General features: G+C 75.1%; 21 protein-coding genes. 12 read left to right on the top strand and 9 right to left on the bottom strand.

The window, feature by feature from the left end:
• Positions 1-186 precede the first annotated feature (186 nt).
• A complete protein-coding gene (locus tag ACZ402_RS18325) occupies positions 187-2,076 on the bottom strand; it encodes an alkyl/aryl-sulfatase (protein WP_375825436.1) in 1,890 nt (629 codons plus the stop codon).
• A gap of 179 nt (positions 2,077-2,255) precedes the next feature.
• On the opposite strand from ACZ402_RS18325, the gene ACZ402_RS18320 reads away from it, so the two are divergent.
• From ACZ402_RS18320 to ACZ402_RS18310, 3 genes are all read left to right on the top strand, one after another.
• Complete coding sequence (locus ACZ402_RS18320; RefSeq protein ID WP_375825437.1) at positions 2,256-2,951, top strand: hypothetical protein; 696 nt, start codon at positions 2,256-2,258, stop codon at positions 2,949-2,951.
• 170 nt (positions 2,952-3,121) lie between these two features.
• Complete coding sequence (locus tag ACZ402_RS18315; RefSeq protein WP_375825438.1) at positions 3,122-5,134, top strand: sensor histidine kinase; 2,013 nt, start codon at positions 3,122-3,124, stop codon at positions 5,132-5,134.
• Positions 5,131-5,805 (top strand): response regulator transcription factor, encoded by a 675-nt coding sequence (locus ACZ402_RS18310; RefSeq protein WP_375825439.1) that lies wholly within the window; start codon positions 5,131-5,133, stop codon positions 5,803-5,805. Before ACZ402_RS18315 ends, ACZ402_RS18310 begins: the two co-directional genes overlap by 4 nt.
• A gap of 90 nt (positions 5,806-5,895) precedes the next feature.
• On the opposite strand, the gene ACZ402_RS18305 is transcribed toward ACZ402_RS18310, so the two are convergent.
• Positions 5,896-6,264: a VOC family protein gene (locus tag ACZ402_RS18305; protein ID WP_375825440.1), complete on the bottom strand. Its 369-nt coding sequence runs from the start codon at positions 6,262-6,264 to the stop codon at positions 5,896-5,898.
• An 18-nt stretch (positions 6,265-6,282) separates the two neighbouring features.
• Positions 6,283-7,743 (bottom strand): DUF1254 domain-containing protein, encoded by a 1,461-nt coding sequence (locus ACZ402_RS18300; protein ID WP_375825441.1) that lies wholly within the window; start codon positions 7,741-7,743, stop codon positions 6,283-6,285.
• Positions 7,744-7,908: 165 nt separating this feature from the next.
• On the opposite strand from ACZ402_RS18300, the gene arsB reads away from it, so the two are divergent.
• The 3 genes from arsB to ACZ402_RS18285 are packed head-to-tail and all read left to right on the top strand — an operon-like array spanning position 7,909 to position 10,511.
• Positions 7,909-9,030, top strand: coding sequence for an ACR3 family arsenite efflux transporter (gene arsB / locus ACZ402_RS18295; protein ID WP_375825443.1), 1,122 nt, complete (start codon positions 7,909-7,911; stop codon positions 9,028-9,030).
• 4 nt (positions 9,031-9,034) lie between these two features.
• On the top strand, positions 9,035-10,051 hold the full coding sequence (locus ACZ402_RS18290) for a metalloregulator ArsR/SmtB family transcription factor (protein WP_375825444.1): 1,017 nt from the start codon (positions 9,035-9,037) through the stop codon (positions 10,049-10,051).
• 22 nt (positions 10,052-10,073) lie between these two features.
• Positions 10,074-10,511 carry an arsenate reductase ArsC gene (locus ACZ402_RS18285; RefSeq protein WP_375825445.1) on the top strand — a complete coding sequence of 146 codons (438 nt, stop codon included), beginning with the start codon at positions 10,074-10,076 and terminating at the stop codon, positions 10,509-10,511.
• Positions 10,512-10,561: 50 nt separating this feature from the next.
• Here the strand turns inward: ACZ402_RS18285 and ACZ402_RS18280 are convergent, their stop codons facing one another.
• Positions 10,562-11,980, bottom strand: a complete 1,419-nt coding sequence (locus ACZ402_RS18280) for an FAD-dependent oxidoreductase (RefSeq protein ID WP_375825446.1) — start codon at positions 11,978-11,980, stop codon at positions 10,562-10,564.
• An 84-nt stretch (positions 11,981-12,064) separates the two neighbouring features.
• On the opposite strand from ACZ402_RS18280, the gene ACZ402_RS18275 reads away from it, so the two are divergent.
• Positions 12,065-12,427 carry an ArsR/SmtB family transcription factor gene (locus tag ACZ402_RS18275; protein ID WP_375825447.1) on the top strand — a complete coding sequence of 121 codons (363 nt, stop codon included), beginning with the start codon at positions 12,065-12,067 and terminating at the stop codon, positions 12,425-12,427.
• A 120-nt stretch (positions 12,428-12,547) separates the two neighbouring features.
• Here the strand turns inward: ACZ402_RS18275 and ACZ402_RS18270 are convergent, their stop codons facing one another.
• Entirely contained in the window at positions 12,548-12,838 is a 291-nt protein-coding gene (locus ACZ402_RS18270) for a hypothetical protein (protein WP_375825448.1), read from the bottom strand.
• Positions 12,839-12,961: 123 nt separating this feature from the next.
• On the opposite strand from ACZ402_RS18270, the gene ACZ402_RS18265 reads away from it, so the two are divergent.
• The 3 genes from ACZ402_RS18265 to ACZ402_RS18255 all read left to right on the top strand — a co-directional run bounded on the left by ACZ402_RS18265 (position 12,962) and on the right by ACZ402_RS18255 (position 16,404).
• Complete coding sequence (locus ACZ402_RS18265; RefSeq protein WP_375825449.1) at positions 12,962-13,978, top strand: 5'-3' exonuclease; 1,017 nt, start codon at positions 12,962-12,964, stop codon at positions 13,976-13,978.
• A gap of 122 nt (positions 13,979-14,100) precedes the next feature.
• Positions 14,101-14,898 (top strand): alpha/beta hydrolase, encoded by a 798-nt coding sequence (locus ACZ402_RS18260; protein ID WP_375825450.1) that lies wholly within the window; start codon positions 14,101-14,103, stop codon positions 14,896-14,898.
• A 117-nt stretch (positions 14,899-15,015) separates the two neighbouring features.
• Positions 15,016-16,404: an FAD-binding oxidoreductase gene (locus tag ACZ402_RS18255; protein ID WP_375825451.1), complete on the top strand. Its 1,389-nt coding sequence runs from the start codon at positions 15,016-15,018 to the stop codon at positions 16,402-16,404.
• 42 nt (positions 16,405-16,446) lie between these two features.
• Here ACZ402_RS18255 and ACZ402_RS18250 read toward each other — a convergent pair whose 3' ends face one another.
• The 4 genes from ACZ402_RS18250 to ACZ402_RS18235 form a co-directional block, all read right to left on the bottom strand.
• Positions 16,447-17,034 (bottom strand): histidine phosphatase family protein, encoded by a 588-nt coding sequence (locus tag ACZ402_RS18250; RefSeq protein ID WP_375825452.1) that lies wholly within the window; start codon positions 17,032-17,034, stop codon positions 16,447-16,449.
• 55 nt (positions 17,035-17,089) lie between these two features.
• Positions 17,090-17,665: a DUF4240 domain-containing protein gene (locus tag ACZ402_RS18245; RefSeq protein ID WP_375825453.1), complete on the bottom strand. Its 576-nt coding sequence runs from the start codon at positions 17,663-17,665 to the stop codon at positions 17,090-17,092.
• A 70-nt stretch (positions 17,666-17,735) separates the two neighbouring features.
• Complete coding sequence (locus ACZ402_RS18240; RefSeq protein ID WP_375825454.1) at positions 17,736-18,206, bottom strand: protein-tyrosine phosphatase family protein; 471 nt, start codon at positions 18,204-18,206, stop codon at positions 17,736-17,738.
• Positions 18,203-18,916, bottom strand: a complete 714-nt coding sequence (locus ACZ402_RS18235; RefSeq protein ID WP_375825455.1) for a DedA family protein — start codon at positions 18,914-18,916, stop codon at positions 18,203-18,205. The genes ACZ402_RS18240 and ACZ402_RS18235 overlap by 4 nt, the downstream gene beginning before the upstream one ends.
• Positions 18,917-19,046: 130 nt before the next feature.
• Between ACZ402_RS18235 and ACZ402_RS18230 the strand changes: the two genes are divergently transcribed.
• Both ACZ402_RS18230 and ACZ402_RS18225 read left to right on the top strand, forming a co-directional pair.
• Entirely contained in the window at positions 19,047-20,210 is a 1,164-nt protein-coding gene (locus ACZ402_RS18230) for a sensor histidine kinase (RefSeq protein ID WP_375825456.1), read from the top strand.
• Positions 20,210-20,848, top strand: a complete 639-nt coding sequence (locus tag ACZ402_RS18225; RefSeq protein WP_375825525.1) for a response regulator — start codon at positions 20,210-20,212, stop codon at positions 20,846-20,848. Before ACZ402_RS18230 ends, ACZ402_RS18225 begins: the two co-directional genes overlap by 1 nt.
• Positions 20,849-20,856: the final 8 nt, after the last annotated feature.

The following is a 20,856-nucleotide window of genomic DNA, read 5'->3' as shown; positions in this document are numbered from 1 at the left end:
CAGCCGTTCGCCATGCCGCCGCCCTCCGGTCACGCCCACCCACGGCGCACACCCGTGTACGCCTCGTCCCGACATTGACACAGCGGCTCCGCTTCGTCGCGGCGAAAGGGACAGCCGTCCCGGTCCGGGGACGACGACGCCCGCGCCACAGCCCTCGGGCTGCGGCGCGGGCGTCGGACGGCGAGGTCAGGGGGTGACGATGGCGAAGTCCGGGTCGCCGAGGTCGAGAACGGCGGTGAGCCGCGCGAGCACGCCCGCGTCCCCGGACACCTCGATGCCCGCCGCAGCGAGCGCCTCCGGGGTGGCTGCCCCCGTCGCCAGCGCAGGGAGCGCGCGGCTCGTGGCCGTGAGCGTCGCGTCGGCGTCACCCTGCTGGGGCGCGGCGGAGTACGTGAGCGCGCCGTTGGACAGGCGCAACCGGTAGCGGGCGCCGGTGTCGGTCAGCACGACGTCGAGCGACAGCTTCTCGTCCCACGCACGCGGCCCGTCGACCTGGATCGCGATCGCGTCGAACAGCATCTCCGGGGTGAGCGCCGAGATGACGTCGGCCGACGCGGAGACGGTCGGCGTGCCGAAGGAGCCTTCGCGCAGCTCGGTCGCGCCCGAGAGGTAGATGTTGCGCCACACCCCGTTCTCCGCACCGTAGCCGAGCTGCTCGAACGTGTCGGCGAGCAGCTCGCGGGCCGCGGCGTGGTCGGGCTGGGCGAACACGACATGGCTGAGGACCTCGGCCGCCCAGCGGTAGTCCCCGTCGTCGAACGCGGTGCGGGCGTTGTCGACGATGTTGTCGGCACCGCCGGCGAGGGCGACGTACCGCTTGCCCTGCTCGACCGGCGGGTGCTGCCACAGGTGCGCGGGGTTCCCGTCGTACCAGCCCATGTAGCGCTGGTAGATCGCCTTCAGGTCGTGGCTCACGGACCCGTAGTACCCGCGCGCGTGCCACGCGTTCTCCAGCGCCGGCGGGAGCTTGAGCTCCTCGGCGATCTCGGTCCCCGTCCAGCCCTTGTTGATGAGCCGCAGCGCCTGGTCGTGCAGGTACGCGTACAGGTCCCGCTGTTCCGAGAGGAACCGCACGACCCGCTCGTTGCCCCACGTGGGCCAGTGGTGGGACGCGAAGACGACCTCGACCTCGTCGCCGAACAGGTCGATCGCCTCGGTGAGGTACCCGGCCCACGCGTGCGGGTCGCGCACGAGGGCGCCGCGCAGCGTGAGCAGGTTGTGCAGCGTGTGCGTCGCGTCCTCGGCCGCGCACAGCGCCTTGTGGTCCGGGAACCACACGAGGAACTCCGCCGGCGCCTCGGTGCCCGGCGCCATCTGGAAGACCATCCGGACGCCGTCGACGACCTCCTCCTGCCCGGTCGTCGTGATGTCCAGCGTCGGGGCGATGAGCGTGATGTTCCCGGTCGCGACGGTCTGCGCGAGGCCGGTGCCGAGCGCGCCCTGCGGCCCGCGCGCGAGCGCGGCACCGAACATGTACGCCGACCGTCGCGCCATCGCGGTGCCCGCGTACACGTTCTCCGAGGCCGCGTGCTCCGTGAACTCCGCCGGCGCGATGATCGGGACACGGCCGGCGTCGACGTCCTCCTGCGTCGTGACGCCGCGGACCCCGCCGAAGTGGTCCACGTGCGGGTGCGTGTACAGCACCCCGGTGACCGGGCGGTCCCCGCGGTGCTCGCGGTAGAGCTCCAGAGCGGCCGCCGCGGTCTCCTCGGTGACGAGCGGGTCGAGGACCAGGACGCCCGTCTCCCCCTCGATGAACGTGACGTTCGACAGGTCGAACCCCCGCACCTGGTAGATGCCCGGTACCACCTCGAAGAGTCCTTGGATCGCGTTCAGCGTCGACTGGCGCCACAGGCTCGGGTTCGCCGTGTCCGGCGCGTCGCCCTGGAGGAACGCGTACGTGTCGTTGTCCCAGACGACCGTGCCCTCCGCGTTCCTGATCGCGTTGGGTTCGCGCGTGCCGAGCAGGCCCCGGCGTGCGTCGTCGAAGTCCTGCGTGTCCGAGAAGGGGAGGGACTGGAGGAGGGCGGAGTTCTGCGCGACTATCGCAGGCGTCGCTGGCTTCGGAGTCGACATGGTTCGGAGCATGTCAGCGGCACCGCAGGACCGCATCCGGAGTGCCGGTCCGCATCGCCCGGCACGTCGGGACGCCTGCCCCTGGGGCCCGGGACGCCGCCCGGCCGACGCTGCGGGGACCGTCGCGGCACGTGGCGGGCCCCGGCCGCGGGATGGGCGGCCCGAACGGAGGTCGTCCCATGCAGGACAGCTCGCTCACCGCCCCGTCGCCGCTCGCCGGCGACCCGACCCGCCGCTCGCGCGGCACGACACCCCGCGCGTGGGCCTGGACCGGCGTCGTCGCCGGGGTCCTGGGCCTCGTCTCGATCCAGTCCTCGATGGCGCTCGGCGTGAACTGGGAGGAGACCGCCGGTGACGCCGACGCGATCGTCGCCGACCTCGCAGGTCGCACCGGGACCCAGATCCTCTTCCACACCGCGACGATCGCGTGCGCGCTCCTCGTGCTCGTGTTCGCGGCCGGCCTCAAGCGCCGCCTCGACGCGCAGGCGCCGGCCGGGTCGCTCCTGCCGACCGTCGCGGGCTGGGGCCTCGTGCTCGTCTCGGTCGCGGGCCTGCTCGGCTCGGGCCTGGACACGCAGTTCCTCTTCGGCCTCGGCGACACCGCGCTCATCGTCCCCGAGTCGGGCGCGTTCTACAGCGACTGGGTCGCGACGATCCCGTGGCTGTGGGTCGGCGCCGGGGTCGCGGGCGTCGCGCTCGGCATCGCCGCGCTGCGGCACGCGGCCGCGCCGCGCTGGATCGGCGTCGTCGGGTTCGTGCTGGGCGGGATCGCGCTCCTCGCGGGCCTGTCGCCGCTGCAGTACATGGCGGGCTTCGTCGGGCCGATCTGGCTCCTCGTCACCGCGTTCGGCTTCGCGCTCGGGGACCGGCGCTGAGCGCGACGCGCGAGCTCGGCAGCACGGGGCGAGATCGGCACGTCCGGTCGAGGTCGGCGGTCCGGACCGCCGACCTGGGCTCGGACCGCCGATCTCGCCGCCGTCCGCGGCCGGGTGATCTCCCGCCCGGGCCCTTCTCGCCGCGCGTCCCCCGGCCCTACCGTGGGCCCGTGGCCGACCCCGGGCCCGGCCGCGCCGGGATGCCCCGCACGGGCTGGACGATCGGCGTCCTCGCCTGGGTGCTCGGCGTGTCCGCGCTCGCGCTCCAGCTCACGTCCGGGGTGCCGCTGCTGCTGGGCGACCTGCTGTTCGTCGTCGTCGACGCGACCGTCGCCCTCGTCTACGGGACCGTCGCCGCGGTGATCCTCGTGCGCCGGCCGCACGTCGTGGGATGGCTCGTCGCGCTCGCGGGGATCGGCGGCGGGGTGGCTGCCCTGGGCGGCGCGTGGCGCAGCTACGCCTCGACCCACCCCGGCCTCCCGCCGCTGACGCCGCTCGCCGACGCGTACGGGTGGGCGTGGGTCCCCGGGACGGTCGGGCTGTTCGTCCTCGTCCCGTGGTTCGTGCGCGGCGGCCGGCTCGGCGCGGGCGCGTGGTGCGGCGTCGCCGGCGGCGTCGCGTCCATCGCCTTCTTCTTCCTCGCCCCCACGGACGACCCGCGCCCGGCGATCGTGGGCGTCGTCGTCATGGGTCTGGTCACCGCCGCCGCCACCGCGTGGCGCTGGCGCCACGGACCGGTCGAGGAACGCCGCGGCCTGGGGCTGCTCGCCCTGGGGACCGGGCTCATGGCGCTGTCGTTCCTCCCGCTGCTCGGCACGTGGGCCAGCGCCGACGTGATCCTCGCGCTCCCCCTGACGCACCTCGCGTGCCAGGCGCTGTTCCCCGCCGCGATCCTCGTGTGCGTGCTGCGCAACCGGCTGTGGGGCATCGACCTCGTGCTCTCGCGCGCGACCGTCGCGGCGATGCTCGCGGTGGGCCTCGCCGTCGTCTACGCGGTCGTCGTCGTGCTCGCGACGGCGGTCGTCGAGGGCCCCGCCGCGCAGGTCGTCGCGGCGGTCGGGGTGGCGCTCGCCGTGCAGCCCCTGCACACGTGGCTGCGGCGCCGGGTCCGCACGCTCGTCTACGGCGAGGCCAACGACCCGGGCCGCGCCGCGCTGAGCGTCGGCCGCCACCTGTCGTCCGCGTCCACGGCCGACGACCTCGTCGTGAGCCTCGCCGTCGGCGTGCGGGAGGCGCTGCGCCTGGAGAGCGTCACGATCGAGCGCACCCCGGACCGCCCGACGGCGCCCGGCACCCCCGAGGACCCGCCCGCCACCGCCTGGGCCGGGCCGACGTCGCGCCCGACCGGGCAGACGGCCTCGCTGCCCGTCCTGCACGGCGGTCGCGTGCTCGGCCGGGTCCACGTCGTCGCGCGGGCCGGCGAGCGGCTCGACGCCCGGACGCGCGACGCTCTGGACCAGCTCCTGCCCGTGCTCGGTGCGGGCCTCGCACTCGCCCAGGGCGCGCGCGAGCTCGAGGAGGCGCGCGACGCGACGACGCGCGCCCGCCTCGCGGAGCGGCGGGTCATCCGCCGGGAGCTGCACGACGGCGTCGGGCCGTGGCTCGTGGGCCTGCGCCTGGGGCTGCAGGGCGCGCGGAACACGCTCGCGACGGACCCGGCCGCGGCCGCCGCGGTGCTGGACGCCCTCGGCGCCGAGGTGGCCCAGCGCGTCGAGGACGTGCGCGCGCTCTCGCGCAGCCTCCTGCCGCCGTCGCTCGACGAGCACGGGCTGGAGGTCGCGCTCGGTGAGCTCGCGGGGCGCCACGCGCTCGCGGGGTTCGTCGTGGACGTGCGGTGCGACCCGTGCGACGGCCTCGACCCGCGGGTCGCCGCGGCCGCCTACGCGATCGCGAGCGAGAGCATCGTCAACGCCGCGCGGCACTCCGGGGCCGACGAGTGCCGGCTGACCGTCCGGCTCGGCGACCGCTGCCTCCTCGTCACGTGCGAGGACGACGGGCGCGGGATCGCGGTCGACGCGCCCCGCGGCGTCGGCTCGCGGTCGCTGCGCGAGCGCACGGACGAGCTCGGCGGGCACCTGGACGTCACCGCCGTGCGGCCCGACGGCGAACGCCCGGGCACGCGCGTGCGCGCCACCCTCCCGCTCGTCCCGGCCGGGGCGCTCGCGCGCGAGGGCGCGTCGTGATCCGGGTCGCGGTCGTGGACGACCACCCCGTGTTCCGCCTCGGGATGGCGGCGCTGCTCGACTCGTTCGACGGCGTGCGCGTCGTCGGGCAGGCGGCGTCCGCCGCCGAGGCGCGCACGCTCCTCGGTCTGGACCCGGGCGAGGACCCGCCCGGGACGGGGGCGAGCGCCGACGTCGTGCTCATGGACCTCGACCTCGGGGACGGCTCGGGCGTCGACGTGACGCGCGACCTCGTGCGGGCGCACCCGGCCGCGCGCGTGCTCGTCGTGACGATGCACGAGGACGACGACGCCGTCGTCGCGGCCGTCCGCGCCGGGGCGCGCGGGTTCCTCGTGAAGTCCGCGAGCCCCGCCGAGGTCGAGCGCGCCGTCCACGCGGTGGCGGACGGCGCGATGATCCTCTCCCCGTCCGTCGCCGACCGGGCGATGGCGTACGTCGTCGGCGGGCGTGCGGCGGCGCGCGTGCCGTTCCCGCAGCTCACGGACCGCGAGCGCGAGGTGCTCGACCTGGTCGCCGCGGGGCTCGACAACGCCTCCATCTCCCGCCGCCTCGTGCTCAGCCCCAAGACCGTGCGCAACCACGTCGCGAACGTGCTCGCCAAGCTCGCGGTCCGCGACCGCTCCGCCGCGATCGTCCGGGCCCGCGAGGAGGGCCTCGGCACCGCGAGGTAGAGCCCTGGTCCCGCGAAGGAGAGGCGTGGTCCCCCCGAGGTAGAGGCGAGGTCGCGCGCCGGAAGGCCGTGGTTCCGCGGGCCGGCAGCCTCAGGCGTCGTCGTCCTGGATGACCGACAGCACGTTGCCGGCGGGGTCGGTGAACCACACGATGAGCGGGCCGCCGCCGCGGAAGACGAAGTCGCCGTCGGTCTCGACCGGCGTCCCCGCGTACTTCTCGAACGCGACGCCGCGCTCGCGCAGGGCCGCGACGGTGCCGGGGACGTCGTCGACCGGGAAGTTGAGGACGGTGAACGAGCAGCGGGTACGGGCGACCCTGGTCGTCGGTCGCGGACCGCCCGGTGACCACGAACCCCTGCGCGCGGTAGAAGCCGAGCGCGGACGGGTTCTGCTCGTTGACGTCGAGCTCGAGCACGGGGTCCTCCCACCCGAGCGGGCCAGCAGTGCGCGGCCCGACACCTCGGCGTCCGAGACCGCTCAGAGCGGTTCGACGTCGCCGGGGCGCCAGGTGCCGTCGAACCAGCTCTCGAGCGGGCCGTAGAGGCGCAGGAGGACGAACCAGCCCTTGCCCGGCACGGTCTGGACCCAGTTCGCGGCGAGCTCGCGCGGCTCCTCGGGACCGAAGACGATGTCCACCGAGCCGTCGTCGTTGGGGACGAGGTCGTCGCGCTTGGAGTTCCGGCTCGGCAGCGGCTGGCCCGTCTGGAGCTCCGAGCGGGTCTGGGGGTCGTACACCACGACCGACCAGAAGTCCGCGGCGGGCGCGTCGGCCGGGAGCCGGAGGCGGTAGGTCTTCCCTCCGTCGAGGGGTGCGTCGTCCACGTCCACGGTGGCCAGCGCGTACTGCGACCCCTTGCCGACCATCTTCAGCGCCATCGCGGGCGTGTTCACCGTCGCGAGGTAGAAGAACGTGGTGCGGGCGTCGAGATAGCGGCCGCCCGCGCCGCCGTCGCGCAGGAACCGGTAGTCGCCGCCGGGGAAGGGGCTCAGCCACCGGCGGTCCTCGTAGAGGAAGAACGCGGGCTCGCGGGACCGGAACGCCATGGCGCGCGCCGTGGCGTTCCCCACCGCGGCCGCGTCGGTGAGGATGCGGCGCATCCGGTCGTCCGGGGCGAACGGCGCGTCCTTGGTGATGCCGATCGAGGCGAGCAGGCCTCGCGTCTCCGGGTCGACGACCCCGATCGGCTCCTTGGCCACCACGTGGGCGACCTCCTCGTAGAACGAGAAGTCGTTCGCGTGGACCGTGTTCACCGTGACGCCCGACAGCGACGCCCACTCCATCGCCGGCGGGTCGTCCCGCCGCGACAGGGGGTAGACCCTGACGCCCGTCTCGAACAGCCGCACCGCGGCGTCGGGCCGCCCGTCGACGAGGAAGCCGCGCAGGATGACGAGGTTCACCGCGCTCGGCGTCTCGGCGACGAACCAGCCCTCGGGCCGCTCGCCGTCGTAGCCCGGCGGGACGACCAGGTACGTGCCGCCGGCGCCCCGGTCCGGGCCGGGAGCGCCGAGGTCCACCACGAACCGGAACCACGCGTCGTCGACCGTGCCGGGACCGCACCCCGGCGGCACCTCGACGACCGTCGGGCCGTCGCGCTCGACGTCGAGCATGACGATCGCGTACACCGTGTCGGTGTTGCCCGTGAGGAACAGCGGGTCGGAGTCCAGCAGGCGGTCGGCGATCGCGCCCTGGTGGCACGCCTCCCCCGCGACCTCGGCCATCCCCCGCCGGATCGCCTCCAACGACGCGGCCGGGATGCAGCCGAGGAACGCCTCGACGCCCCGCACCAGGTCGAGGTGGTCGAAGACCCGCGACGCCGTCTCGGGCGTGGGGACGCCGTCGACGAACCGCAGCTCGCCGATGCTCGTCGCCACCCGGTCCGGCGTGGTGATCTGGGCCGGGACCGCGGTGTTGTACCCGGGCCGGACGTCGATACCCATGCTGTCCTCCCTGTGCCGACCGTCGGCATCCGTCACCAACCCATCAGAACCGGCGTGCGCACCCGGCGCCATCACGTGATCCGCGTGATCCCTGCCGTCGTTCCGCGACACCCGACCCGGGACTTGCGCGCCTATATTGGCTGGTGTCAATATAGACAAATGTCAATGCAAGAACCTCGCGCGAGCGATCCCACGGCACCCACGCGCGGCCGGTTGTCCACGCTGGACCGGTGGCTGCCGCTGTGGATCGGGCTGGCGATGGTTGCCGGGCTGACCCTGGGCCGGTTCGTCCCTGCTCTGGCCGACGTGCTCGCCGCGCTGGAGGTCGGCGGGATCTCCGTCCCGATCGCGCTCGGGCTGCTCGTGATGATGTACCCGGTGCTGGCCAAGGTCCGCTACGACCGCGTCGCTGCGGTCACCGGCGACAAGCGGCTCCTGGCGTCCTCGCTGGTGCTGAACTGGCTGGTCGGGCCCGCGCTGATGTTCGCGCTGGCGTGGGTCTTCCTCCCGGACCTGCCCGAGTACCGTACCGGGCTGATCGTCGTGGGCCTGGCCCGGTGCATCGCCATGGTCGTGATCTGGAACGACCTCGCGTGCGGGGACCGGGAGGCGGCGGCGGTGCTGGTCGCGATCAACTCCGTGTTCCAGGTCGTCGCGTTCTCGCTGCTCGGCTACTTCTACCTCACGGTGCTGCCCGGGTGGCTGGGACTGGACACCCAGGGCCTGGACGTGTCGGTCGGGCAGATCGCGCTCAACGTGCTCGTCTTCCTCGGCGTCCCGCTGGCCGCCGGGTTCGCCTCGCGGCTGGCCGGAGAACGCGTCCAGGGCCGGGCCTGGTACGAGGACCGGTTCCTGCCCGCCGTCGGTCCGTGGGCGCTGTACGGGCTGCTCTTCACGATCGTGCTGCTGTTCGCCCTGCAGGGCGAGGCCGTGACCTCCCACCCGCTCGACGTCGTACGCATCGCCCTGCCGCTGCTGGTCTACTTCGCCGCCATGTGGGGCATCGGGGTCGTGACCGGCAAGGCCCTGGGCCTGGGGTATGCCCGCACCACGACGCTGGCGTTCACCGCGGCGGGCAACAACTTCGAGCTCGCGATCGCCGTCGCCATCGCCACGTTCGGCGCCACCTCCGGCCAGGCCCTGGCCGGCGTCGTCGGCCCGCTCATCGAGGTCCCCGTCCTGGTGGGCCTCGTCTACGTCTCGCTGTGGGTCGCGCGCCGCTGGTTCGCCGTCGCCCCCAGCTCCCCTACGCCCCCACGACCCGAGCACCCGAGCTGGACGAGGTGAGGTCATGACCACCGCTCCCCTGCCGATGACCGTCACGGACGCCGACTGCACGCCGCAGGTCGAGGCGCACGCGATCGGGACCGAGGTCGCCGGCGCAGTCGCCACGACGCTCAAGGCCCTCGCCGAGCCGCTGCGGCTGCGCATGCTCTCCTTCGTCGCGACCTCCGCGGCCGGCGAGGCGTGCGTGTGCGACCTCGCCGCGCTCACGGACGTCTCGCAGCCGACCGTGTCGCACCACCTCAAGGTGCTGCGCGACGTGGGGGTGCTCACCTCCGAGCGGCGCGGCACCTGGGTCTGGTACCGCATCGCACCCGGGTACCGGGCGGCCGTCACGACGCTGCTGGACTCCTTCGCCCCGGCGGCGCTCGGGGCGACGCGCGCCGCGACCGCCCTCACGGGCCTCGACGACGTCGACGCCGCCCTCGACCACCTGGCCGACGACCTGGCCGGCGCCTTCCCCGACGTCCGGTTCGACGTCGTGCAGCGCGTGGTCCGCGAGTCGTACACCGACCTGGCCCGCTCGTCGAAGGTCTCGGCCCATCTGGTGCCCCTCACGGAAAGGTTCGCCCGGCAGCGGCTGAGCGACCTGACCCGCGCCGACGACGCGCGGCCGCACGTCCTGTTCGTCTGCGTCGCCAACGCCGGGCGCTCCCAGCTCGCCGCTGCCCTGCTGCGCCACTACGCCGGCGACCGGGTCGTCGTCCGCTCCGCGGGGTCCGCGCCTGCGGCCGACATCCACGACGGCGTGCGCGAGAGCCTGACCGCGCTCGGCATCACCGCGGACGACGCGTTCCCCAAGCCGTTGACCGACGACGCCGTCCGCGCGGCCGACGTCGTGATCACGATGGGATGCGGCGACGTGTGCCCCGTCCTGCCCGGCACGCGGTACGAGGACTGGCTCGTCGGCGACCCCGCCCTGGCGTCCCCCGCGGGCGTCGCCGCGATCCGCGACGACCTCGACCAGCGGGTACGACGCCTGCTGGCCGACCTGCTGCCCGACCTGACCCTGACCATCGCCTGACCCCACCGCCCTGGAGACCACCGTGACCGAGAACGCCACCACGAAGCCGTCCGCCCTGTTCGTCTGCGTCCACAACGCCGGCCGGTCGCAGATGGCCGCCGGCTACCTGCGCGCCCTGTCCGGCGGGGCCGTCGAGGTCCGCTCCGCCGGCTCGGCCCCGGCGGACCAGATCAACCCCGTCGCCGTCGAGGCCATGCTCGAGGAGGGCATCGACCTCCGCGCCGAGCAGCCCAAGGTCCTCACGACCGAGGCGGTCCAGGCGTCCGACGTCGTCATCACCATGGGCTGCGGCGACGCCTGCCCGATCTTCCCCGGCAAGCGGTACGAGGACTGGGCGCTGGAGGACCCGGCCGGCCAGGGCATCGATGCCGTGCGCCCCATCCGCGACGAGATCCGCGCCCGCGTGCTCACCCTCCTGGACGAGCTCGACGTCGCCCCGGTCGCCCTCCCGCGCGGCTGAGGGACCGGCCGCGCGGCGGTCCCACCCGGGACCGACGCGCGGCCGGGCGCTCAGGCGTGGTCCGCGTCGCCCGAGCGGCCGTGCAGGACGCCGGTCGCGAACCCGACCCCGGGCGGCGCCCCGACCCCGAGAGTGACCAGCTGCGGCTCGGCCGGGGCGGTGCCGCAGCACGACCCGGCCGCGCTCGCGCCGTCGGCCTCCAGGGCCAAGTCGGTCGAGCAGACCCCGGTCGCGGGCAGGTTCAGCTCGACCGCGTCCGCCGCGGCCCTGTCCCCGGCCAGTGCCGCGGCGATCGAACGGACCTGCTCGTAGCCCGTGGCGAGCAGGAAGGTCGGCGCGCGCCCGTAGGACTTCATGCCGGCGAGGTAGAACCCGTCGTCCGGGTGGGCGAGCACCTGCTCCCCGTGCGGGGGCACGGTGCCGCAGGAGTGCTGGTTCGGGTCGATGAGCGGGGCCAGCGCCCGGGGCGCCTCCACGACCGGGTCCAGGTCGAGGCGCACCTCGCGCAGCATGTCCAGGTCGGGACGGAACCCGGTCGCGTCGACGATCTGGTGCACCTCGAGGTTCAGGGCACCGTCCCGCGCGATCCCCAGCACCTGGACGGTCCCGGCGCCGGGCACGAGCCGTTCGATCGAGACGCGCGTGAGCAGCGTCAGGCGCCCCGCCTCCACGGCGGCGCGCAGGCGCGTGCCCAGCAGCCCGCGTGCCGGGAGCTCGTCGTCGGAGCCGCCACCGAACAGGCGTCGCGCGGACCCGCCGCGGATCGCCCAGGTGATCGTGGTGCCCGGCTCGGACTCGGAGAGCTCGACGAGGCTCAGGAGCGTGTTCGCCGCGGAGTGACCCATCCCGACGACGAGCGTGTCGCGACCGGCGAACCGGTCGCGCTGGGCGCCGAGCACGTCCGGCAGCGGACCGGTCACGAACACCGCCGACTCCGCCTCGCCCACGGCGGGCAGGCCCGAGGCCCCCAGCGGGTTCGACGTCGAGAACGTGCCCGACGCGTCGACCACGGCGCGGCCCAGCACGTCGCGCACCGCGCCGTCGGCGCCGACCGTCCGCACGCGGTAGGCGCGGCGGTCCCGTCCGAGCGAGCGTGTCTTGTCCGCCCCGTCGCGGGCCACCGCCAGCACCCGCGTCCCGGTGCGCAGGCGCGCCGCGATCTCGGGCGTCGCGGCCAGCGGCGCCAGGTACCGCTGGACGAGCTCTGCGCCCGTCGGCAGGGCGTCAGGCTCCGGCTCGGCCCATCCCGTCGGCTCGAGGAGCCGGCGAGCTGCCGGGTCGACGTCGTACCGCCACGGGGAGAACAGCCGCACGTGTCCCCACGACGCCACGGCCGTTCCAGGCCCATTGCCCGCCTCGAGCACCACGGGCTCGAGCCCCCGCTCCAGCAGGTGCGCCGCCGCTGCCAGACCCACCGGACCCGCGCCGATCACCACGACCGGGAGCTCGTCCCGCACCACCTCGACCATCACCACTCCTCGCATTGAAGGTTGTCGATATGAGCATCGTGGAGGACGTATCGAAGGTTGTCAATCTGTGCGACGATGGTGGGCATGACGACGACCGAACCGACCCTCGCGCCGGTCGGCGACGGCGCCGGCTGCTGCGGACCCGTCACGCAGGCCGTCGACCCCGAGACCGCGCGCGAGCTCGCCCGCACCTTCAAGGCCCTCGCGGACCCCACCCGGGTCCAGCTCCTCGCGATCGTCGCCGCGCAGGACGGCAGCGAGGCGTGCGTGTGCGACCTCACGGAGCCGGTCGGCCTCTCCCAGCCGACCGTGAGCCACCACCTGAAGATCCTGGTCGACGCGGGTCTGCTCACCCGCGAGCAGCGCGGCCGCTGGGCGTACTACTCGCTCGTCCCGGGCGCGCTCGCCCGGCTCTCATCCGCGCTCACCGCCACCACCGGCGGCTGACGGGCGGTTCGGCCCGCAGCCGGTCGTGCGGCGGCCGTGGATGTGGGTCGCAGTCGTCCCTCGTCTCGGGCCGCGCCGGGAAGATGGCGGCACCGACGCAGGACTGAGGCTCCGGGCCCCCTACCGACGCCCGCGCAGGGCGATCACCGGTCCCGAGAAGAGCGCGATGCCGAGCATGAACCCGACGTCGTACCAGTTCCCGTTGTTGTCGACCTCGTAGATGCTCACCGTGTCGGTGAAGAGGGACACGATGAACGTGATCGGCAGGATCATCCCCTGCCACAGGCCCCACCAGAACCCGTACCCGCCGGGGCTCGCGGCGACGTTCGGCCCGGCCGCGCAGGCTCCCAGGAGCAGGACCACCGCGACAGCGAGAGCCGCGCCGGCTCCTCGTCGTGCCGTCGTGGACATGACGCTCACCTCCCTGTACCAGTCGACGGCACCAGTGAACCGCGCGCGTCGCCCGACGGCGAGGGCAGGGGCGCGCGGCGCCACGGCGGGCCCCGTGTCGGGGCCGTGCGGCAGGATGGCGGCATGACGCAGAGCACGGACGACGGCGCCCCCTCGACCACCCCCGCGACGGCGGGCGGCGAGCTCATGCTGCTCGACACCGCGAGCCTGTACTTCCGCGCGTTCTTCGGGGTACCCGACTCGATCAAGGCCCCGGACGGCACGCCGGTCAACGCCGTGCGCGGCCTGCTGGACATGATCGCGACGCTCGTGACGGACCGCCGACCGTCGCGCCTCGTCGCGTGCTGGGACGTGGACTGGCGGCCGGCGTTCCGCGTCGAGGCCATCCCGTCGTACAAGGCGCACCGGGTCGCGGAGAAGGTCCCAGGGACCACGGGCGTCGAGGAGGTCCCGGAGAAGCTGGTCGCGCAGGTCCCGGTCATCGTCGACGTGCTCGCGGCGCTGGGGATCGCTCGCGTCGGCGCGGCGGGCTACGAGGCCGACGACGTCATCGGCACGCTCACCGCGCGCGAGGTCGCGCGGCGCGCGGCCGAGGGCGTGGCACCGGACCCGTCCGGACGGGCCGCCGTCGAGGTCGTCACCGGCGACCGCGACCTGTTCCAGCTCGTCGACGACGCCGCGGGCGTCCGCGTCCTCTACCCGACCAAGGGCGTGAAGAACCTCGACATCGTCGACCAGGCGCGCCTCGCGGAGCGGTACTGCATCCCGACGGGCGCGGCCTACGCCGACATGGCGGTGCTCCGCGGCGACCCGAGCGACGGCCTGCCCGGCGTCCCCGGCATCGGGGAGAAGACGGCGGTCGCGCTGCTCGCGAGGTTCGGCGACCTCGCGGGCGTGCTCGCCGCGCGCGAGGCGGGCGACCCCGGCCTGACGGCGACCCAGCGCCGTCGGCTCACCGAGGCGGCCCCCTACCTGGAGGTCGCGCCGCTCGTCGTGCGCGTGGCGCCGGACGCCCCCGTCGGGGAGGTCCACGACGCGCTCCCGACCGCCCCCGCGGACCCCGACGCGCTCGACGACCTCACCGAGCGGTGGGGCCTCGGGACGTCCGTGCGGCGCCTGCTGGACGCGCTCGGCGGCTGAGCCGCGAGGCTCGCCTCATCCCGACACGAGGGATACGGCGGGGCCTCGGGACGGCTCACAGCGGGCAGACTGAGGACGCCGTCGGGCACCCCGCGGCGCACCGACCTGCCAGGAGGCGACCCGTGGCCCTCGTCCGCTGCTCCTTCTACTCCGACGTGCTCGAGGTGAGCACGACGATGACCGTCGTGCTCCCGCAGGCCACGTCGACCCAGATCGGCATGGCCGGTTCCGCGAGCGCCTGCGCCGAGGGCGCGCCGGTGCTGTACCTGCTGCACGGCATGAGCGACGACGAGACGATCTGGACGCGCCGGACGTCGATCGAGCGGTACGTCGCCGACCGCGGGCTGGCCGTCGTCATGCCGCGCGTGGAGCGCAGCTTCTACGCCGACGAGGTGCACGGGCACCGGTACTGGACCTTCCTGTCGGAGGAGCTGCCGAGCCTGGTCGACCAGTTCTTCCGGGTGTCGTCGCGCCGCGAGGACACGTTCGTCGCGGGCCTGTCGATGGGCGGGTACGGGGCGTTCCGCTGGGCGCTGCGGCACCCCGAGCGGTTCGCGGCGGCGGCGAGCCTGTCCGGCGTGCTCGACCTCGCCGACGAGTCGTACCGGGAGCGCCGCCTGCCGGACATCGAGCGCGTGTTCGGCGACCGGGAGATCGCGGGCTCCGACGACGACCTGCTCGCGCTGCTGCGCCGGGCCGCCGCCGAGGGCCGGACGGCGGACCTGCCGGACCTTTTCCTCGCGTGCGGGACGGAGGACTTCCTCGTCGACGGCAACAGGGCGTTCGAGCGCGTGGCCGATGAGTCCGGCGTGGCGCTGCGGTCGGAGTTCTCGCCCGGGACGCACGAGTGGGGGTTCTGGGACCGCACGATCCAGGACGCGCTCGACTGGCTGCCGCTGGCCGGGACGCCACGAACCTGACGCGGCACCCTCCCTACCCCTCGGGGCACGTGTCACACACCGTGCCCCTGCGTCGTCGTCCGGGTGAGGCGCACCTGGCGTCGACACGCGCACACCGCGACGAAGGGGACCACCACCATGACCACCTCTGCCACCACGCTCCCGCCCACCGACGTCGCCGCGCTGCGCGACCGCGTCACGGGCCGCGTCCTCGCCCGCGGCGACCTGCCCGACGGCGGCCCGACCGCCGCGGAGGCCGTCGCCTCGCACAGCACGCTCGTCACGCACGACCCGGACCTCGCGGTGCTCGCCGCGACGGAGGCCGACGTCGTGGAGGCGGTCCGGTTCGCGACCCACCACGGGCTGCGCGTGCGCGCCCACGCGACGGGCCACGGCGCGGCCGCCCCGATCACGGACGGCCTGGTCCTCGGCACGGGCGACCTCGCCGGGGTCGAGGTCGACCCGGCGACCCGGGTCGCGCGCATCGCCGCGGGCACGCGCTGGAAAGCCGTCGTCGAGGCGGGCGCGGAGCACGGCCTGCTCCCGGTCACCGGGTCCTCGACGGGCGTGGGGGCGGTCGGCTACACGCTGGGCGGCGGGTTCGGCCCGCTGACGCGCAGCCACGGGCTCACGACGGACTGGGTGCGCGGGTTCCGGGTCGTGCTGGCCGACGGCTCGGTCGTCGAGGCGAGCGCGGACTCCGAGCCGGACCTGTTCTGGGCGCTGCGCGGCGGCAAGGGCGGCCTCGGTGTGGTGACGCGCGTCGACGTCGAGCTCGCGCCCATGCGCACCCTGTACGCGGGGGCGCTCACGTTCGACGCCCCGCACGTCGAGGCCGTGCTGCGCGGCTGGGTCGACTGGACCGCGACCGCGCCCGACGACGTCACGACCTCCGTCGCGGTCCTCGCCCTCCCGGACCTGCCGTTCGTCCCCGAGCACCTGCGCGGCCGCACGGTGCTCACCCTCCGTTTCGCCTTCCCCGGCGACGCCGCGGAGGGCGAACGTCTGGCCGCGCCGCTGCGGGCGCTGGCACCGGTGCTCGCGGACACGGTCGGCGAGATCCCGACGACCGCCGTCGCGACGATCCACTCCGACCCGGAGGACGCGGGCCCGTCGTGGGTCTTCGGTGCCGGGCTGCGCGACGTGGACGCGGCGTTCCTCGACCGGTTCCTCGCGGACCTCGGGCCCGGCAGCGGCTCGCCGTTCGTGGCGGCGGAGCTGCGGCACGTCGGCGCGGCCGGCGCGCGCGACGTCGACGGCGGGTCCGCCGCGGGCGGGCGGACGGCCGGGTTCCTGTTCAGCCTGGTCGGCGTGAACCCGCCGCGGGTGCCGGACATGGTCGAGGCAGCGGCGTCGTTCGCGCAGTGGTCGCAGCCGTGGGCCGCGACGGAGACCAACATCAACTTCCTGCCCGGCCCGTGGACGGACGAGGCGCTCGCGCGGGCGTGGTCGCCGGAGACGGCGGCGCGGCTCGCGTCCGTGCGGTCGGCCTACGACCCGGCCGGGCTGTTCGCCTGGCGGCTCTGACCGCGCGGGCCCTGACGGGCGTCCTGGACGACAGGTCGCCCGTCAGGGCCGTGCGACGGTCCCGTAGCCCGTCCAGCGCAGCTCGCGGGGCAGGTGACCCATGTCGTTGTAGAGGACGAGCGCGGGACCGCGGTCGTCGCGGTACTCGATCGTCGTGAGGGCGGCGTTGCCGTAGGGGAGCCGGAGCCAGCTCCCCGGCGGCGCGTCGAGCGCGTGCCGCACCAGCCAGGCGACCTGGAAGGCGTGCGTGACGAGCACCTCGTGGGTCTCCTGCTCCGCGGGGCGGGCGAACCTGCGCGTCAGCGCGGCCGCGAGACGCGCACCCTCGGGCGCCTCCGCGCGGTCCTCGTCGTCGAAGAACCCGGCCCACGCGGGAGGCACCGGGTCGGGCAGGTACGGCACGTGGTCGACGAGCTCGGCCGCTTCTCGCACGGGGACGCCGGGGAGCTGCGCCCCGACGATCGCCGCCGACCGCGCCGCGCGGGGCAGCGGCGAGTGCCAGACCGCGTCGATCGGGAGCGCGGCCAGACGGCGGCCGGCCAGCTCGGCCTGACGCTCGCCCTCCGTGCTCAGCTCGCCGGAGGGATCTGCCGCGCCGTGGCGCAGGACGTGCAGGTGTCGGGTCGCCATGCGCGGACCGTACCAAGCACCGTGCGCCGACCGGTGTCCCGCCCTCCCGCGAGGCTCACGCCCCGAACAGGGCCGTGAGCCGCGGGAGACGACGCGCGTTCTCAGCGTCGTCGTCGAAGTCCCACTGCTCGCCGGTGGGCTCGCTGCGCGCGTGCCCGGTCGCCGTCCGCTCGCGTGCCGCGTAGTACGCGTCGTCGTCCTCGCCCGTCGCGCGCGACCACGCGTCGCCGACGAGCGAGTCCAGCGACTCGTACCCGAACCAGGCGGACCCGTCGTCGGCCATGGCAGCGACCACGGGGTGGTCGGCGAGGGAGTCCGGGTCCGACAGCGCGCGCTCGAACGTCGCCCGGCCCGCGAGGACGAGCCCGTCGCGGAAGTCCATGAAGCCGTCGTCGCTGCACCCGCCCTCGACGAGGTACGCGGCACCCCACAGCGGCCACGCGTACGCGTCGTGCGCCAGACCACCCGCCACGTCGACGAACGCGAGCATCTCGTCCGCGGTGAGCCGCTCGACGAGCATCTCGGTCAGGGCGTCGGGCAGCGGGTCGTCCTCCGCGCCGCGGTCGTCGGCACCCGCGCCCGCCCGGTCACGCGCGGCGTCGACGATCTCCCAGAAGGTCTCTCGGTCCATGGCCCGGACGGTACGGCCGGTCACCCACAGACGCGGGTCGCCCGGCGGTGTCAGCGGTCCGGCCCTGGGTCTACGGGACCGCCCGGGCCCCGGCGCGGCGGACCCAGCGTCGCTGCCACGGCGTCTCGACGGCGCGGGGCCGGTAGCGCGCGCGGACCCAGGCCACGGCGTCGTCGGGACGGACGCCGCCCCAGACGGCGAGGAGCGCGAGCGCCGTGCCGGTCCGGCCGGTCCCGCCCCCGCACGCGACCTCCACGCGCGCGTCCGCCGCCCGCTCGTAGGCCTCGCGGAGCGTCTCGACGGCGTCCGGCGTGGACCGCGGCAGCGCGAAGTCCGGCCACCGGACCCAGCGCGACTCCCACGCCGCGGCCGGCGGCGGCGTCCCGGTGAGGTAGACACCGAGCTCCGGTACGTCGCCCGGCCCGGGCGGCCCGGACCGGAGCCCGCGGCCCCGCACCCGGCGCCCGTCCGGCAGCTCCACGACGCCGACGCCCCGTCCCCACGAACCCATGCGCTCCTCCTCGTCGACGCGGGTGCTCACCGACGCGCGTGCCGCTGCGGCGCGGGTCCACCGGGCCGCGGCACCGCGTCGGCACGCGCACGGCGGACCAGCAGGTGGACGACGTACGCCACCGCCAGCACGGCGACGACGGCGAGGACCCCCTTCTGGTACGTCCCGATCGCGGCCTCGATCTCGGGCCACCGCTCTCCGAGACCGTAGCCGAGCAGGACGAGCGTGGTGTTCCAGACGCCGCTGCCGACCGCGGTCAGGACGAGGAACCTGCCCAGCGGCATGCGCTCGACGCCGGCCGGGATCGAGATCAGGCTGCGCACGATCGGGACGACGCGCCCGACGAGGACCGCTGTCGTCCCGTACCGGGCGAACCACGCCTCGGCGGTGTCGACGTCCTCGACCCGGACGAGCGGCAGGCGTGCCGCGACGGCGCGGAGCCGCTCGGCGCCGAGCGCGGCGCCGAGCCCGTAGAGGAGGAGCGCTCCGACGACGGAGCCGGCCGTCGTCCACAGGATCGCCTCGAGCAGACCGAGACGCCCCTGGGCGGCCGTGAACCCGGCGAGCGGCAGGATCACCTCGCTCGGGATCGGCGGGAAGAGGTTCTCCAGGGCCACCGCCACACCGGCTCCCGGTGCGCCGAGGGACTCCATCAGGCTCACGGCCCAGTCCGTGAGGCGGGTGATCGGTCCGGGGTCGGAGGCGGTGGCTGCGAGGGCAGACGTCGAGGAGAGGCTCATGCCGACGACGCTAGGAAGGCACGAGCCGCGCCGGAACGCGGTGTCGCGCAGGGACTGCGACGGTTCCCCGCGGCTCGGGGTGCGGTTTTCCGCAGTCCGCGTCGCAGGTCGCGTCGCTAGGGTGAGTCGCGTGCCCAGCCGAGCGCCGTCCGTCGTCCGTGCCTCGTGCGGCGTCGTGGTGGGGGTCTGCCTCGTCCCGATGGACGCGGCGACGCTGCTCGCCGCCGCGGTGGCCGCCCCGTTCGCCCGCGCGTCCGCCCGGACGGCGGCCTGGCGGGACGGGCGGGTCCGGGCCGCCGTGCGCGTGCACGCGCGGCGCCTGGAGCGGTGGTTCGCCTGGCACGCCGACGCTCCGGACGGCACCGGTCGACCCCTGCGCTACCTCGCCGCCCGCCTCGCCGTGGGCCTGCTCAGCGCGGGGGTCCTCCTCCTGCTCGCCTACGGGGCGTTCGCGGCGGTGCTCATGACGGCGTCGTGGGCGTTGGACCTGCGGGTACCGGCGCTGGCGGACGACGACAGCGACCCGACGACCGGGCTCACCGTCCTCTCGGCCGTCCTCCCGGGCGGGATCCTGCTCTACCTCGCCTTCATGGGCCTGGTCGGCTCCGCGGCGCTCGAGCGGGCGGCGGCGAGCCGGTTGCTGGGCGAGGAGGACCGGACGCAGCTCCTCGCCCAGGTCGAGGCGCTCGCCGCCTCGCGCTCGGACATCGTCGCAGCCGTCGAGGCGGAACGGCGTCGGGTCGAGCGCGACCTGCACGACGGCGTCCAGCAGCAGGTCGTGGCGCTCGGGATGCTGCTTGACCGCGGCCGACGGGCCACCGACCCCGTGGTCCGCGACCGGCTCCTCGCCGACGCCGCCGACGAGGCGTCCCGGGTGCTCGCGGGCGTCCGCGACGTCGCCTGGCGCGTGCACCCCGCGGCGCTGGACACCCGGGGACTGCGCCCGGTCCTCGCACGCCTGGCGGCGCGGGCGACCCCGTCCGCGGAGCTCGACTACCGCCTCGAGGGGCGAGCGGGGCCCGCCGTGGAGGCGTGCGTCTACTACGTGGTCGCCGAGGCCCTGGCGAACGTCGCCAAGCACGCCGGCGCGACCCGCACGACGGTGACGGTGACCTCGGCCGACGGCGTCGTGCGGGCCACGGTCACGGACGACGGCCGGGGTGGCGCGTCGCCCCGCGGCGGTCGCGGGCTCGCGGGCCTCGCGGCCCGGGCGGCGGCGCTCGGCGGCTCGCTCGACGTCGCCAGCCCTGCCGGCGGGCCGACCACGGTGACGGCGGTGCTGCCGTGCGCGTGATGATCGCCGAGGACTCCGCCCTCCTGCGCGAGGGTCTCCGGGCCCTGCTCGTGGACGAGGGCGTCACGGTCGACGCCGCCGTCGGCGACGCCGACGAGCTCCTCGCCCTGCTCGGGCGTCGTCCCGCGCCGGACGTCGTGCTGCTCGACGTGCGCATGCCGCCGACGCACACGGACGAGGGCATCCGGGCCGCGATCGAGGTGCGCCGCCGCTTCCCCGGGGTCGGCGTGCTCGTCCTCTCGCAGTACGTCGAGGCCGAGCCGACGCGGGACCTCGTCACGAGCGACGGCGCGGGGGTCGGCTACCTGCTCAAGGACCGCGTGATGCGGGTCTCGGAGCTCCTGGACGCGCTGCGTCGGGTCGAGTCCGGCGACTTCGTCGTGGACCCGGAGGTCGTCCGCCAGCTCTTCGCGGACACCCCCCGCGCCGACCCGCTCTCGCGGCTGACGGAGCGCGAGCACGACGTCCTGCGCCTCATGGCCGAGGGCCGGACGAACGCCGGGATCGCGGCTGCGCTGCACCTGTCGCTCTCGGCGGTGGAGAAGCACGGCAACGCGATCTTCACCAAGCTCGACCTCGACGCCGCCGGCGGGTACAGCCGCCGTGTCCTCGCCGTCCTGCACTACCTCCAGGGCTGACGCCGACC

The organism is Cellulosimicrobium sp. NPDC030954 (assembly GCF_055571305.1).
This window is presented reverse-complemented; position numbering and strand designations above follow the sequence as displayed.